At 61.8% G+C, this 13,702-nt stretch carries 15 protein-coding genes; 4 read left to right on the top strand and 11 right to left on the bottom strand.

Translation table 11 applies throughout. From position 1 onward, the window contains the following. Positions 1 to 28: 28 nt before the first annotated feature. Positions 29 to 829, bottom strand: a complete 801-nt coding sequence (locus tag M1D88_RS02680; protein ID WP_458113076.1) for a GDSL-type esterase/lipase family protein — start codon at positions 827 to 829, stop codon at positions 29 to 31. A 157-nt stretch (positions 830 to 986) separates the two neighbouring features. On the opposite strand from M1D88_RS02680, the gene M1D88_RS02675 reads away from it, so the two are divergent. From M1D88_RS02675 to M1D88_RS02665, 3 genes are all read left to right on the top strand, one after another. After that, the gene (locus M1D88_RS02675) at positions 987 to 1,472 is read left to right on the top strand and encodes a transporter substrate-binding domain-containing protein (RefSeq protein WP_458113075.1); all 486 of its coding nucleotides are present in this window, start codon (positions 987 to 989) and stop codon (positions 1,470 to 1,472) included. Beyond that, entirely contained in the window at positions 1,469 to 2,494 is a 1,026-nt protein-coding gene (locus M1D88_RS02670) for a cation transporter (RefSeq protein ID WP_458113074.1), read from the top strand. The genes M1D88_RS02675 and M1D88_RS02670 overlap by 4 nt, the downstream gene beginning before the upstream one ends. Before the next feature lie 120 nt (positions 2,495 to 2,614). Continuing rightward, positions 2,615 to 2,848, top strand: coding sequence for a hypothetical protein (locus tag M1D88_RS02665; protein ID WP_309105682.1), 234 nt, complete (start codon positions 2,615 to 2,617; stop codon positions 2,846 to 2,848). A gap of 137 nt (positions 2,849 to 2,985) precedes the next feature. Here the strand turns inward: M1D88_RS02665 and M1D88_RS02660 are convergent, their stop codons facing one another. From M1D88_RS02660 to M1D88_RS02615, 10 genes are all read right to left on the bottom strand, one after another. Then, on the bottom strand, positions 2,986 to 3,222 hold the full coding sequence (locus tag M1D88_RS02660) for a hypothetical protein (protein WP_309105683.1): 237 nt from the start codon (positions 3,220 to 3,222) through the stop codon (positions 2,986 to 2,988). 162 nt (positions 3,223 to 3,384) lie between these two features. Continuing rightward, on the bottom strand, positions 3,385 to 4,977 hold the full coding sequence (hutH, locus tag M1D88_RS02655) for a histidine ammonia-lyase (RefSeq protein ID WP_458113073.1): 1,593 nt from the start codon (positions 4,975 to 4,977) through the stop codon (positions 3,385 to 3,387). Positions 4,978 to 4,987: 10 nt separating this feature from the next. After that, positions 4,988 to 6,706 (bottom strand): urocanate hydratase, encoded by a 1,719-nt coding sequence (gene hutU / locus M1D88_RS02650; protein ID WP_458113072.1) that lies wholly within the window; start codon positions 6,704 to 6,706, stop codon positions 4,988 to 4,990. Positions 6,707 to 6,907: 201 nt separating this feature from the next. Continuing rightward, the gene (locus tag M1D88_RS02645) at positions 6,908 to 7,741 is read right to left on the bottom strand and encodes an IclR family transcriptional regulator (protein ID WP_458113071.1); all 834 of its coding nucleotides are present in this window, start codon (positions 7,739 to 7,741) and stop codon (positions 6,908 to 6,910) included. Positions 7,742 to 7,830: 89 nt separating this feature from the next. After that, a complete protein-coding gene (locus tag M1D88_RS02640) occupies positions 7,831 to 8,406 on the bottom strand; it encodes a hypothetical protein (protein ID WP_458113070.1) in 576 nt (191 codons plus the stop codon). A 61-nt stretch (positions 8,407 to 8,467) separates the two neighbouring features. Further along, positions 8,468 to 9,616 (bottom strand): zinc-dependent alcohol dehydrogenase, encoded by a 1,149-nt coding sequence (locus M1D88_RS02635; protein ID WP_458114613.1) that lies wholly within the window; start codon positions 9,614 to 9,616, stop codon positions 8,468 to 8,470. A gap of 49 nt (positions 9,617 to 9,665) precedes the next feature. Continuing rightward, the gene (locus tag M1D88_RS02630; RefSeq protein ID WP_458113069.1) at positions 9,666 to 10,034 is read right to left on the bottom strand and encodes a hypothetical protein; all 369 of its coding nucleotides are present in this window, start codon (positions 10,032 to 10,034) and stop codon (positions 9,666 to 9,668) included. A gap of 41 nt (positions 10,035 to 10,075) precedes the next feature. Continuing rightward, positions 10,076 to 10,288, bottom strand: coding sequence for a hypothetical protein (locus M1D88_RS02625; protein WP_458113068.1), 213 nt, complete (start codon positions 10,286 to 10,288; stop codon positions 10,076 to 10,078). Between the two features lie 216 nt (positions 10,289 to 10,504). Continuing rightward, positions 10,505 to 10,750: a hypothetical protein gene (locus M1D88_RS02620; RefSeq protein ID WP_458114612.1), complete on the bottom strand. Its 246-nt coding sequence runs from the start codon at positions 10,748 to 10,750 to the stop codon at positions 10,505 to 10,507. Then, on the bottom strand, positions 10,750 to 11,094 hold the full coding sequence (locus tag M1D88_RS02615; protein WP_458113067.1) for a hypothetical protein: 345 nt from the start codon (positions 11,092 to 11,094) through the stop codon (positions 10,750 to 10,752). Before M1D88_RS02615 ends, M1D88_RS02620 begins: the two co-directional genes overlap by 1 nt. Positions 11,095 to 11,533: 439 nt before the next feature. Here M1D88_RS02615 and M1D88_RS02610 point away from each other — a divergent pair, with 439 nt between their 5' ends. Next, positions 11,534 to 13,690 (top strand): amylo-alpha-1,6-glucosidase, encoded by a 2,157-nt coding sequence (locus tag M1D88_RS02610; protein ID WP_458113066.1) that lies wholly within the window; start codon positions 11,534 to 11,536, stop codon positions 13,688 to 13,690. Positions 13,691 to 13,702 lie beyond the last annotated feature (12 nt).

Raw genomic sequence — 13,702 nt, 5'->3', positions numbered from 1 at the left:
TCCGGGCATTCGCGAATCCCGCGGTTGCTCAGGAACCCCAGTATGAAGCCTTCCAGGTCAGCTCGGCCAGAGCCTCCTGGCCGCGAAGCCCCGGGTGGAAGTAGTCAAGGGTGCTCACATCCTCAGCCGCGAATCTGTAGCCGTAAACAGCTCCGCCGTCCCACCTGCAGTTCCGAAACCGGGAGCATGAAGTCGCGAGGACCAAGTTGAACGCCTGCTGACGTTGCACCACCATTTGCCGGTCTGCTTCAGTATTGGACGGGCTCAGCATTGACTGGCAAATGTTCGAGCCCGCCCACTTCCCGCTGGCCGAGGGGTTTCCGTGCAGCACCGCCCACAATTGATAGAGGTCCGGGACGCTGCTGAGGAATATGCGGGATCGCGGCAGCCTCTCGTCAAGCGTGGCGAGAGCGCTCATAACGTGCCCTTCGAACTCTTCGACCGACGTCATGCTGGAGGGGGACGAAGCACAAAGATCATTCGCTCCTATCAGTATGGTGACGTAGTCGGCGCCTTGGGATGCCGCAGCATTGGCTTGGGCCGGGAGGTCAGCTGCCGTGGATCCGCTGACAGCATTGTTGTTCCGGGAGAGCCCGGGTTGCAGCTCGAGCAGACGCCTGTAGTGGCTGTAAATACCTTCCGCAGCACTCGAGCCGGTAGACCAGGACAGTTCCGGCTGGTCCCCGGGGTGGCAGCAGGCTGAGTGGGCACGCGTGATCGAATCCCCCAACGCGGCCATGCTCCGGGGAAAAGAAGCCTGGGGCGGCTGGATTCCGACGGCCAACAGCACCAATAGCAGAACCACCAGTATTTTCGTGAGGTTGCGCATGGAACCGCCTCGAAGCGTCGGCACTGCCCGCCCGTCTTCAATCCGAGCTACACCAGTGACGGTACGCGAACTGGCCCAACCGTGTCGATGGTTGAAGAAAAAAACAGTAAGTATGCTGTCTAGTAAGGGAACAGCCGAGTATTAGGGGATTCGCGGGATGACGTTATGGGCGGTCGCGAGGGTATTGGTGCTTCTGTGCACCCTGCTCCTCCTGCCGGCCTGCGTCCAGACCATGCCTGCAGACCCCGAGGGGACCCTGGAACGCGTCACCGGCGGAACACTCAGGGTTGGCGTCACGGACAATGGCGACTGGGTATCCGTGCAACCAACAAGGGAACCTGAAGGAAGTGAACCCGAGCTCATCCGTCAATTCGCCGGGAGACTCGGCGCCTCAATCGAATGGTCGGCGGGAAGTGAGCAGGTACTCGCCAACGTCCTGAAACACGGGGAGTTGGACGTCGTGATCGGCGGCTTGGATGCCCATACGCCCTGGGAGAAGCACGCCGGGCTCACCATGCCATACACGGAATCCAAGGACGAACGCGGGGAGACTCACAAGTACGTCATGCTTGTCCGTAAGGGCGAGAATGCCTTCCTGCTGGAGCTGGATAAGTTCCTGGCCGAAGCGGAGCAGTCCCCATGAAAAGGAGCCAACAGGAGCAGCCACGGGACGCTGTGAAATTCGGCAACACCGAACTTCCGGATGAACAGCAGGTGGCCCTCCGCAAGGCCATCCGGATCGAGTGGATCACCATTGCTTTCCTCACGGCCTCAACGCTCCTGGTTTACCTCGTTCTCGGAAACTCCCAGGCGATGAAGGCAGCGTGGGTGGAGGACATGCTGTCCATATTGCCCCCGGTCTCATTCCTGATCGCTGCACGGGCCATCCGGAAACGGCCCAGCGAGGAGCACCCGTATGGATTCCATCGTGCCATTGGGATCGCGCATGTAGTGGCAGCCGTGGCTCTTACTGTGATGGGCGCCTATCTGATGGTGGATTCCGCTGTTGGGCTCGTGACGGTAGAGCATCCCACCATTGGCGGTTTCGACTTCTTTGGACAAACCATCTGGCTGGGCTGGGTGATGATCGTGGCCATGGTCCTCACGGCCTTGCCTCCCGTCTACTTGGGCCGCATCAAGATGAAGCTCGCGGAGAAGCTGCACGACAAAGTCCTGTATGCAGACGCAGACATGAACAAGGCGGACTGGATGACCGCATTGGCTGCCGCAGTAGGCGTAGCCGGGATCGGAGTCGGCTGGTGGTGGGCTGATGCCGTTGCCGCCCTGGGCATTTCCGCCAGCATCCTGCACGACGGCGTCAGGAACACCAAGGCCGCAGTCTCCGCACTGATGGACAGGCGAGCCCGGACCTACGACGATACGGCACCGCACCCTGTTGCGAAACGGCTGGACGACTATCTCAAAAGCTTGGACTGGACCACGGATGCCAGATCCAGGATCCGCGATGAGGGTCATGTATTTCACGTGGAATCGTTCGTAGTCCCTGTGGGCGGCAGAATGCCATCCTTGAACCAGCTCGAAGGCGCCCGCCTTGCCTGTGTTGAACTGGATTGGAAAATCCAGGACATGGTGCTGGTTCCGGTGTCCGCCTTGCCTCCCGAGTTCCTTCCGGGTGTCCCAACACCTGGTGGGGAAAGGGCGTAGGGGAAGCTGGTGAGAGGGCCATAAGGGCAGCAGATATGCCAGACGTCTTACCTCCGATAGGCGCAGGGTCTAAAATTGCCTAGTCCCTTAAGGGCACGCCCCAACAAGAAAGCCGACACCATGAGCTCTGCAGCCATCGATCCCCTGGCCATCCCGCCACGGTCAATCAGCCTCAACTTCGCAGCCGCGGACGAAATCCACGTCGGAATCGAAAACGCCGTCAAGACCCTCATCATCGCAGCCAGCCAGGACGGCACCTGCGGCATCCGGGTAACCCGCCACGAGCCCGGCGCCTTCACCGTTGCCTTGGATGACACAGTGCCCTTCGGCGAAACGTACGAGGACCTCGCCTGATTCCGGGCCCGGCAGTTTCAACCAAGACTCTGACCTTAAACGGAAAATCCCCGCCCTCTCAGCACCCCCTCATGGGGGAACTGCTGAGAAGGCGGGGATTTTCTGAGCGCCTGCTTGAGCGCCTGGTTATTCGGTGTTTAGCTCCGGCGCACCCTGACGCCGTCGGACTTCATAAACAACTGAGTCTCCGAGGGCCCCGTTGGCACCAGCCACAAGACTTGGCCGCTGAGCGAGACTTCCTCCACTTCGCCTGAGGCGACGACATGTGCGTGCTTGAGAATTTCCACCCGCTCCCCCGGCTTCAGTGTTCCCCAGTCGGAAACCGTGCCGGCGTGCGCGATGCGCCTGGACAGAACTGTCCCGCGTGCTTTCATTGAACTTCTACCCCTTTGTGGATGTTCGCTGCCACAACATCTTTGGTGCGGCCTTTTGTTACACCTTCATTTTTACTACAGATTCCGGGCCCCCGTTGACCGTGTCGCCTCTTGTTTCGGTGGCGCCGGTGGTTCTGCAGCTTCTTTGAATCACCTTCGGCTTCAGGCAAGATTTCCGACGGCGGATTCGGCGGCCTCGCGAACCGCTCCTGAGGCCACCAGCCGGTCAGCCGCTTCCAGTTCCGGCGAGAGGAACCTGTCGGTGCCGGGGCCATCGACCACGGCGCGCAACGCGGCGATAACCGCGGAGCCCGCGGGTCCCGGGGTAAGTTCCCCGCCGGAGTCCTGCGTGCGGATGTCGAGGGCGCGGGCTGAGGTAACCAACTCGATTGCCAGCACGCGGCGCAGGTTCTCCACGGCCCGGCGAAGCTTTCGTGCCGCATGCCAACCCATGGACACGTGGTCCTCCTGCATGGCAGAGCTCGGGATGGAATCCACCGACGCCGGTACAGCCAGCCGCTTGTTGTCGGAGACGAGCCCCGCCTGAGTGTACTGGGCGATCATCATTCCGGAATCGACGCCGGGATCGCTCGCGAGGAAGGCGGGCAATCCATGGGAGCGTGCGGGGTCCAGCATCCGGTCCGTGCGGCGTTCGGCAATGGAACCGAGGTCCGCGACGGCGATGGCAAGGAAGTCCAGCACGTAGCCGACCGGTGCCCCATGGAAGTTCCCGTTGGAGCTGACGCGTCCGTCCGGTAGGACCACGGGGTTATCAATGGCAGCCGCCAGTTCACGCGAGGCCACCAGGGCCGCATGATCAACGGTGTCGCGGACGGCACCGGCCACCTGCGGGGCGCAGCGCAGTGAGTATGCGTCCTGGACCTTGGTGTCGTTGATGCGGTGAGAGGCCACAATCGGTGAGTTTGAGAGAACCCGAAGCATGTTCTCCGCACTGGCCGCCTGCCCCGGATGCGGCCGGAGTGCGGCGTGGAGCTCGGGCAGGAACACCTGGTCCGTTCCCAGTAGTGCCTCCACGCTGAGCGCCGCGGTGATATCCGCCGTCGTCAGCAGTTGCCGGATGTCCGCGATAGCCATCAGAAGCATTCCGAGCATTCCCTCGGTGCCATTGACTAACGCCAGTCCCTCTTTTTCGGCGAGGGTCACGGGGGCGATGCCGTGCGCGGCGAGCAGTTCGGCAACCGGGCTTTCGCCGCGCCCGCCGTACGTCACGCCGTCGGGTCCTGCCGCTTCCCCTTCGCCCATGAGCACCAGGGCACAGTGCGAAAGCGGAGCAAGGTCGCCGGAGCAGCCCAGCGAACCGAATTCACGGACCACCGGCGTGATGCCGGCGTTCAGTACGTCCACCATGGTCTGCAGGACCACGGGGCGGACGCCGGTACGGCCGGAAGCAAGCGTCTTCGCACGCAGGAACATGATGCCGCGCACCACTTCGCGCTCCACTGCCGGACCCATGCCGGCTGCGTGGCTGCGGATCAGCGACTTCTGCAGTTGCGTGCGCAGCTCATTGGGTATGTGCCGGTTGGCGAGGGCACCAAAGCCGGTGGAGATGCCGTAGGCCGGGACGTCACTGTGGGCCAGGCCATCAATATGGGCGCGGACTTTAGCCACTGCAGCCAGGGCTTCCTCTGAAATTGTCACCTTCGCGTTGTTGCGTGCGACGGCGAGGACATCTTCCGGAGTGACGCCGCTGGAGCCGAGGGTAACGGTCAGCGGTTCATGGGTAATCGTTGTCATGGTGGTGTTCCTACTTCTTTGCTTCTGCAGAGTCCGAGGACTCCTGCATCGGGATGCGGACGCCGCGTTCTTTGGCGACGTCGAGGGCGCGGTCGTAGCCGGCGTCGGCGTGGCGGATGACGCCCATGCCGGGGTCGTTGGTGAGGAGCCGTTCGAGCTTTTGGGCTGCGAGGTCGGTGCCGTCCGCCACGGAGACCTGCCCGGCGTGGATGGAGCGGCCGATCCCCACGCCACCGCCGTGGTGCAGCGAGACCCAGGTCGCGCCGGAGGCGGTGTTGAGCAGCGCGTTGAGCATGGGCCAGTCAGCAATCGCGTCCGAACCGTCAGCCATCGCCTCGGTCTCCCGGTACGGGGAAGCCACCGAACCCGAATCCAGGTGGTCACGGCCGATCACGATGGGGGCCTTGACCTTGCCGTCCCTGACGAGCTGGTTGAACAGCAGGCCTGCCTTGGCCCGGTCCCCGTAACCGAGCCAGCAGATCCGCGCCGGGAGGCCTTCGAACTCGACCCGTTCCTGCGCGGCGTCGATCCAGCGGTGCAGGTGCTTGTTCTCCGGAAAGAGTTCCTTGATGGCCTCATCGGTGACCCGGATGTCCTCGGGATCGCCGGAGAGCGCCACCCAGCGGAACGGGCCCAGGCCCTCGCAGAACAGCGGCCGGATATACGCCGGAACGAAGCCGGGGAACTCGAACGCCCTGGCGTAGCCGCCCTTGCGGGCCTCATCCCGGATCGAGTTGCCGTAATCAAAGACCTCCGCCCCGGCGTCCTGGAACTCCACCATAGCCTGCACATGCCTGGCCATCGAGGCCTGGGCCTTCTTCGTGAACCCCTCCGGGTCCGCCCCGGCCTCACGGTGCCACTCCGCCACGGAGATGCCCTCCGGGAGGTAGGACAGCGGATCATGCGCGGAGGTCTGGTCCGTGACAATGTCCACCGTCAGTTCGCCCGCGTTGTGGCGTCGGAGGATCTCCGGGAACACCTCCGCGGCGTTCCCCACATACCCCACCGACCAGCCCCGCCGCTCCTCCTTGGCCGCCAGGACTTTGGCGATCGCGGCGTCCAGGTCCGTTTCCACCTCGTCCAGGTACCGTTTGCCGGCGCGGCGGCGGAGGCGGGTCTCGTCGACGTCCACTATCAGGCACGCGCCCTCATTCAGCGTCACCGCCAGAGGCTGGGCCCCGCCCATTCCGCCGCACCCCCCGGTCAACGTCAACGTGCCCGCGAGCGTGCCGTCCTCGTCCCCGGTCAGCTTCCGGGCGATCGCAGCGAACGTCTCAAACGTGCCCTGCAGAATGCCCTGCGTGCCAATATAAATCCACGAACCCGCCGTCATCTGCCCGTACATCATCAGACCCTCGGCCTCCAGCCGGCGGAACTCGGGCCAGTTCGCCCAATCCCCCACCAGGTTCGAATTCGCCAGCAGCACCCGCGGCGCCCACTCATTCGTACGGAACACACCAACAGGCTTACCCGACTGAACCAGCAGCGTCTCATCCGCCTCCATGGTCTCCAACGTCCGGGTGATCGCGTCGAATGCTGCCCAGGACCGGACGGCCCGGCCCGTGCCGCCGTAGACCACCAGCTCATCCGGCCGCTCGGCCACCTCGGGATCCAGATTGTTCATCAGCATCCGCAACGGAGCTTCAGTCTGCCAGGACTTAGCAGTCAACACGGTGCCGCGGGCAGCTTTGACCGGGCGGGCACCGGTAGTGAAATCGGCGGTTGCCATGGTGGCTCCTTCAGATGTCAGGTTGGTTCAACGGATAAGTTCTCCTGTATCTACTAAAGCCTGTCCACAAGAGCGTTGACAGGGGTTCCGCAAGGGTGGTGTCCGGTATCTCAGACGCGTGCCCGTACGCAAGTCAGTTAGCAGTTGATGCTGTCTTGAGTGGCCAAAACAACACCGACTGCTACCTGTTTGGGTGGCGGGCTAGTTGGGTTGCGGGCGGCCATGGATACGGATCGAGAGATCGTCGGCTACCTTTTGGATCCGCCATGCGAGCTCGGGCCATTGATCGGCCGGCAGTTTGTCCTCCAGGAACGTCACGGCGACTGCCGCCGTCGGCCACCCGACATGATCGGTCACGGCAGCAGCGATGGAACCGAAACCGGGCGTCACTTCACCATGTTCGGTGGCGTAGCCTCGTTGCCGGACCTGGTCCAGATGCGAGGACAAAGCGGAATACTTCATGATGGCGCCCTCCACTTCGTGGCGCGCGGTGAAGGCGGCAGCGTTGGGGTACAGCGCACGGACCTGCGACTTCGGCAAGGCAGCAAGGATGGCGCGGCCGCTGGCGGTGAGGTGACTGGGCAGGCGGACGCCGACGTCCGTCACTAGGGAAGGCCTGTTCTTAGCGCGTTCCTCCACGATGTACAGCACGTCCCTGCCGTGGAGCACTGCCAGGTGGGCGCTCTCCCCCAGGATGTCAACGAGGGAGGCCAGCATGGGACGGCCCAGGCGTGAGAGGGGTTCCTGCCGTGAATAGGCCGAGCTCAGCTCGAAGGCGCTGATACCCAGGCCGTAGCGCTGCTCTTCGTGCAGGTGCAGGACGAATCCGTTGGCCTCCATCACGCCCAGCAGGTGATAGACGCTGGAGCGCGGCAAGCCCAGTGCGGTGGCAATGTTCGACGCCGCCATCGGCCCACGCTTGGAGGCCAGCAGCTTGAGGATCCGGAGCGTGTTTTCAGCGGCGGGGACTTTGGACGCAGCCTTGTGTTGGGAGGTTCTGGGGCTTGCTGGGGTGGTGGCGCTGCTGGCTTGCATAGTTCTCTTCGCTCCTGAGTGTCCGGTATCCCGTACTCAAGGATGCCCTACGGCGAACCTGCGGCCAAGGCGGATCAGCGAACCTCCAGTCACCTTCTGCGCTGCCGGAACCTGTTCAGGTAACGGAGTGCAATCACTAACCCGCCGCCGGTGACCATCCAGGGACCCGCGACTATCAAAGGATCGATCCACTGGTGGCTCAGGTCAGCACGCTTCTTCCCGAATCTGGAGGATAAGCCGTGGCGCCTGAACTCACTCAGCACACCTGTCTCGGTTACCGGGTTGTCCGGCCTCGTTGAAATGAATGACCGCAGATGGTTTTCCCAGGCATCAATCCGGTCACCCGCCAGCAGGAGCAGCCAGTGCGCCGCCCTTCCCTCACTGTACCGGTACGCGTATTTGCGAACGGCTCCGGAGAGTCCTTTCGGCGGACAGGAAGTACCGAAGACCGGCGGAAGGATCTTGTGCTCGATCGACCGTTCACGCGGCTGCTTCTCCTCTTGGCGGTCCGGAAAATCCCAGTGAGCACCGCTAACCAGGTCCATCCGCTCCCTTGGAACAGCGGGACGGTCCAGGGGATCCAAGTCCACTCCCCAGCCCGGGATAGTGGCCCGCAGTTCCTCGCTCGACTTTCCCTGACCGGGCTTCGCTGCCAGGTACGGCATGAAGTCCTCCTTTCAGCGTGGTTTGCACATCAGTCCAGCACCCGATCCAAAAGTTCCATTCTCAACTGGCGCCCGGAATTATCAGTGGCTTGATGCAGTTATCGAGCTTGGCGGAAAAAATGTGGTAGCCCTCGGCGATATGCTCCAGCGGAATTCGGTGGGTCACAATATCGCTTGGCTTGAGGTAGCCGTTGCGGACGTGCTCGAACAGGCGTGGCCACTGTCGCTTCACCGGGCACTGATTCATCCTGAGCGTCAGGCCCTTGTTTACGGCGTCTCCGAATTTGACTGCGCTGAACATCGGCCCGTAGGCCCCCATTACCGACACAGTCCCGCCCTTGCGCACCGAGTCGATGGCCCAGTTCAGCGCCACCGGCGAGCCACCCTGAAGCTTGAATTTGGTGGAGGTGACGTGCTGCGTAAAGTTTCCGTCCGCTTCTGCACCCACTGCGTCGATGGCGACGTCCGCCCCCAGGTATTCTGTGATCTTCTTCAGGTGCACCACAAGGTCGTCGTACTCCACAAAGTTGTACGTCTCGGCATGCGCGAAGGTCCGGGCCTTTTCCAGCCGGTACTCGAGATGGTCAATCACGATGACGCGCCCGGCGCCCATCAGCCAGGATGATTTGGCGGCAAAGAGGCCAACCGGGCCTGCACCGAATACCACGACGGTGTCGCCTTCGCTGATGTCGCCAAGCTGGGCGCCGAAGTATCCGGTGGCGAGTGCGTCAGTCAGCAGGACGGCATCTTCTTCCTCCATCCACTCGGGAATGATGGAAGGCCCGACGTCGGCGAAGGGGACGCGCACAAACTCCGCCTGGCCGCCGTCGTACCCTCCACAGGTGTGGGAGTAGCCGTAAATACCGCCGACCGCGGTGGCGTTGGGATTGACGTTGTGGCAGTTGGAGTAGAGACCCCGAGAGCAGAAGTAGCAGGAGCCACAGTAGACGTTGAAGGGAACCATCACCTTGTCGCCTGCTTTAAGGTGCTGCACCGACGGCCCAATCTCGTGGACAACTCCAACGAACTCGTGCCCAAAGGTCATTCCCACCCGGGTGTCGGGCATCATCCCGTGGTACAGGTGCAGATCAGAACCGCAAATGGCCCCCAGTGACACACGGACTATCGCATCATTGGGATGCTCAATCCGTGGAAGGTCCTTTTCCTCCACGCGTACCTTATAAGGACCGCGATACACCATCGCTCGCATCATTGCCGCCTTGAAGTTGCTTGCAGTCCTCCAATAGTAATCATGCTTACTATTTAGTGTCAGCTACTTTTGCGGTCTTCCGGCGGCTCCACATGACGATCCAGGCAAGCTCCACAGCTGCGTCCACAAGGTACATCCGGCTGATATGGCCGCGAGGGGCGTAGGCAAGATCGATTGACGCAAGTGTCGCTGCTGTTCCCAGGCCAATAAACCGTGCCGCTTCGACCCCTTGCCCTGCGGGATGAGTCCGGAGTTGCACCAGGCCGTTTACCAGAAGCAGGCCTGCGACAGTACGGACGAGCCATTTGTCCGTCTTCGGACCGAAGACAGCTTCAAAACTGTGCATGTGCAGGAGTGGCCACAAACCGTTGAGCACGTTGAAGATCCCGTGCAGTCGAGCCAGAGCTACGATATTCATAGGCCTTCCAGACCTTGCAGACACTTACCCCCAGATTACTCTCACCATGAGAGCCTGCGGATGTCTTCTGCCGCATTGATTTCCTCAGAATCCTCGGGGAACAGTCCGACGATGAAATCCGCCGCCGGCCCCGCAGGCCATCCGAATGCGGTGTGCCGTTCGCCGTTTCCCCCACTCATTTTCGGGTGCTGAAACTTCATTGCAGAAACCGCCAAGCGGTCCGTGGCTATGGAGACTAATTCTCGCTTCTTCATGAGGGGTCCTTATGCGTTTCTAAGCTTTGCGGACAGGGCAATCGAGGGGGTGAGCTTGCTAACCACTAACTATTGTTCAACAACAGATATTGTTGAACAATCTACTCGCTTTGGCTCTTCGTGACAAGGGAAATTACCTCGGGAGTTCAGCGCAGTAGCGTTCAGGAGCGGGAGGTGCTCCCGGCCGGGCATGCTCGGGCAAGGCGAACTGACGAGTTAACCTGCGTCGAGTTCGCGGGTCTCACCAAAAGGAACAGAGTCACAAAGGGCAACCGTGTAACGGTTAGGGCCGTGGCGCGTGACCAGTACACCTGCGGTGCCTGCAATGACGGCACTCGGCAGAAGGGCAGCTTCCGCGTCTGAGAGAAGGTTATGCAGCTGTTCTGCGTCGCCGACAAGCACCTCAACACGGTTGCTCACTCGATGGGAAACATGCTGTTTCATGGGGCCGATTGAATGCATCACAAGACCGGCTCCTCGCAGGTGATCACTACGGCATCAGCCACGCACAACATTTTGCGACCCATGCCGTCGTCGGGCCAGATCCACACAATCGAGCCGTCATGCATGACATCGTCGATTACGCCGGCGCCCTTGAAGCCATCTGCTTCAAACAGCACTCGGTTACCAACAGAAAAGCCGTGGGGCTGATCTTTTCTTACTGCAGCACTGGAAAGTCGGGCTTCATCAAGCTTGCTGACTTCCAGAACCGGCAGAACCTCACCTTTTATTGGCTTGGGAGGGGGTGTCCGTACCAGGCCTCGCCTGACACGTTTGGTCTTTGAGAGGGAGGAATGAATTGACATTGGATTACCTCATGTACTGGGGGAAGTTGGGGAGAGCTGGCGGTAAAGGGGTGCGCCACCCGGAGGATAACCGGCTGTGACAAGACGCAGGACTCGCTCTTCGCACCCGAGCTGGGGTCTCCAGCCGAGCAACTGCTTGGTTCCATCCTAGCAATTGTCAACAATCTACGATAGGTCATAAGGGTAGTTATTTTTTGCAGCCCCTCCCCTCTGACGATCAGGTGGATTCGGATAACCCGTCATCAGGCACAGAATCACTGGCGCAGCCATCTCAACGCCCCACTGGAGCACTCCCTTGCAGCAGCCAGTCGGGGTCTGGCATCAGAGGGCAAGCGGGAGTAGCGTCGATTGAAGAATGCGTCAAGCAGGTTCAGCAGCAGGATCCCCGGCAGGTCGGGGGCGAACGTTCGCTGGTGCCAGTCTGTTGAAGGAGCCTAGGATGGCTGGATGGAATGCTGACACGGCGGCAGGTCCTCTGGGGGCCACGGTCACTTTGGTAGAAGGATCTTCCTTCTGTATCTCGCTGCCAAACGGGGACATTTTTCCAGAACATCCGCACGGCGCTTTCTACCTCGATACCCGGATCCTGTCCGGCTGGCGCCTCACGGTAAACGGCCAGGCAATTGAACCCCTCGCGGCGGAGACAAAGGAGCCATACCGGGCCCTGCTCGCCGGCCGGATTCCCCGCGCGGACGGGTATGCCGACAGCCCGCTCATCGTGGAGCGGCTGCGAGAAGTGGGCGCCGGCATCCAGGAGCAGGTCACAGTCCGCAACTATTCGGTGGAACCCGCGGAATGCCTGATCAGGGTTGAGGTTGAGGCAGACTTTGCCGACCTTTTTGAGGTGAAAGAGGCGCGAATCCAACGACGCTGGAAAGAAACCCGGGAGGTTAAGGGAGACACGCTGTCCATCCGCTCTGTCTGGCAGGACATCCGGAAGGGCATTCTGGTGCAGGCTCCTGGAGCCGAGGTCACACCGGAAGGTTTGGCCTACCGGGTGACCGTGGCACCGCACGGGCAGTGGAGCACAGTCCTCACGGTGGTGCCCAGCAGCGACGCAACAAGTCCTCCGCCGCCGTCGTTCGTTCATACTGACGCGGAAGGGCTGTCGCCCCGGGACCTGAGGCGGCGCGAGTGGGTTGAGAAGATCCCCGAACTGCACATGGGAAACCGCTCCATCGAGCGGACGCTGCGGCGCAGCTATGACGATCTGGGTGCCTTGCGCATCGAGGACCCGAACCATCCCGAACGCGTGGTGGTGGCAGCCGGGGCACCGTGGTTCATGACGCTGTTTGGCCGCGACTCCCTCTGGGCCTCAATTATGGCGATGGCCGTGGATCCTTCCCTGGCCCTGGGGACGCTTCAGACGCTGGCAGACCGGCAAGGCAGCGTGGTGGATCCCATGAGCGAGGAGGAGCCGGGAAAGATCCTTCACGAGGTGCGGCTTGATGTATCCAGCGGCTTGTCCCTGGGAGGCAAGTCCGTCTACTACGGCAGTGTGGACGCGACGCCGCTGTTCGTCATTGTGCTCGGAGCGGTCAGCAGGTGGGGGTTTGCTCCCGATACCATCGCCGCCCTGCTGCCTCACGCAGACCGTGCGCTCGAGTGGATCGCTGACCATGGGGACAAGGACGGCGACGGATTTGTCGAGTACGACCGCCTCAACCCCCAGGGGCTGATCAACCAGGGCTGGAAGGATTCCTGGGACGGCATCAACTTTGCAAACGGCAAGATGGCCGAGGGGCCAATCGCCCTCTGTGAGGTGCAGGCCTACGTCTACGACGCGTACATGGCCCGTTCCTGGCTGGCGTACGACGCCGGTGACGAAACCTTCGCGGCCGAACTCGCCGATAAGGCTGCAGAGTTCAAGAAGCGGTTCAACGAGCAATTCTGGATGCCTGACCGGGGGTATTACGCTGTAGCCCTCGACGGCAAGAAGCGGCAGGTCGACGCCTGCGCCTCCAACATGGGCCACTGCCTGTGGCACGGCATCGTGGACGAGGACAAGGCGCCGCTCGTGGTGGAGCGGCTAATGTCCCCGGAAATGTTCAGCGGCTGGGGCGTCCGAACACTGGCGAGCGACATGGGTGCCTACAACCCTGCGAGCTACCACAACGGTTCAGTCTGGCCACACGACAACGCCATCATCCAGGCGGGCCTGCTGCGGTATGGCTTTGTGGCGGAGGCACAGCGAATGTCCACGGCCCTGCTGGAAGCGGCCGACTATTCCGACGGCCGCTTACCGGAGCTGTTTTGCGGCTTCAGTCGGGAGCAGTTCGCGGAACCTGTGCCCTACCCGACAGCATGCTCGCCCCAAGCCTGGGCAGCTACAACACCAATCCAACTGGTGACGAGCCTGATGCGTTATGACGCCCACGTTTCCCGCGGCGGAGTCTGGCTGGATCCTGTAATTCCGGAATCCTACGGGCACCTTCACATCACCAATGCTCCCCTGGCGGGTGGCCGCATCACCATCGACATCGCCAATTCTGTGCCGAAAATCCAGAACCTGCCGGAAGGGATGTTGTTCCACCAAGGGCACCGGCCGTGGCTGGCCGAACTTGTGGAGCAGGAGCGCCTACGCCGAAATGCTTAGCTGCCTGTATGA

It is taken from the genome of Arthrobacter sp. R1-13 (assembly GCF_054161475.1).
The sequence above is the reverse complement of the archived record's forward strand: the minus strand, read 5'-3'. Positions and strand labels throughout refer to the sequence as shown.

Bases quoted from the DNA above. Each gene is read 5' to 3' on its own strand.
- M1D88_RS02680 (WP_458113076.1), bottom strand. From the start codon at position 829: ATGCGCAACCTCACGAAAATACTGGTGGTTCTGCTATTGGTGCTGTTG.
- M1D88_RS02675 (WP_458113075.1), top strand. From the start codon at position 987: ATGACGTTATGGGCGGTCGCGAGGGTATTGGTGCTTCTGTGCACCCTG.
- M1D88_RS02670 (WP_458113074.1), top strand. From the start codon at position 1,469: ATGAAAAGGAGCCAACAGGAGCAGCCACGGGACGCTGTGAAATTCGGC.
- M1D88_RS02665 (WP_309105682.1), top strand. From the start codon at position 2,615: ATGAGCTCTGCAGCCATCGATCCCCTGGCCATCCCGCCACGGTCAATC.
- M1D88_RS02660 (WP_309105683.1), bottom strand. From the start codon at position 3,222: ATGAAAGCACGCGGGACAGTTCTGTCCAGGCGCATCGCGCACGCCGGC.
- hutH (WP_458113073.1), bottom strand. From the start codon at position 4,977: ATGACAACGATTACCCATGAACCGCTGACCGTTACCCTCGGCTCCAGC.
- hutU (WP_458113072.1), bottom strand. From the start codon at position 6,706: ATGGCAACCGCCGATTTCACTACCGGTGCCCGCCCGGTCAAAGCTGCC.
- M1D88_RS02645 (WP_458113071.1), bottom strand. From the start codon at position 7,741: ATGCAAGCCAGCAGCGCCACCACCCCAGCAAGCCCCAGAACCTCCCAA.
- M1D88_RS02640 (WP_458113070.1), bottom strand. From the start codon at position 8,406: ATGCCGTACCTGGCAGCGAAGCCCGGTCAGGGAAAGTCGAGCGAGGAA.
- M1D88_RS02635 (WP_458114613.1), bottom strand. From the start codon at position 9,616: ATGCGAGCGATGGTGTATCGCGGTCCTTATAAGGTACGCGTGGAGGAA.
- M1D88_RS02630 (WP_458113069.1), bottom strand. From the start codon at position 10,034: ATGAATATCGTAGCTCTGGCTCGACTGCACGGGATCTTCAACGTGCTC.
- M1D88_RS02625 (WP_458113068.1), bottom strand. From the start codon at position 10,288: ATGAAGAAGCGAGAATTAGTCTCCATAGCCACGGACCGCTTGGCGGTT.
- M1D88_RS02620 (WP_458114612.1), bottom strand. From the start codon at position 10,750: ATGCATTCAATCGGCCCCATGAAACAGCATGTTTCCCATCGAGTGAGC.
- M1D88_RS02615 (WP_458113067.1), bottom strand. From the start codon at position 11,094: ATGTCAATTCATTCCTCCCTCTCAAAGACCAAACGTGTCAGGCGAGGC.
- M1D88_RS02610 (WP_458113066.1), top strand. From the start codon at position 11,534: ATGGCTGGATGGAATGCTGACACGGCGGCAGGTCCTCTGGGGGCCACG.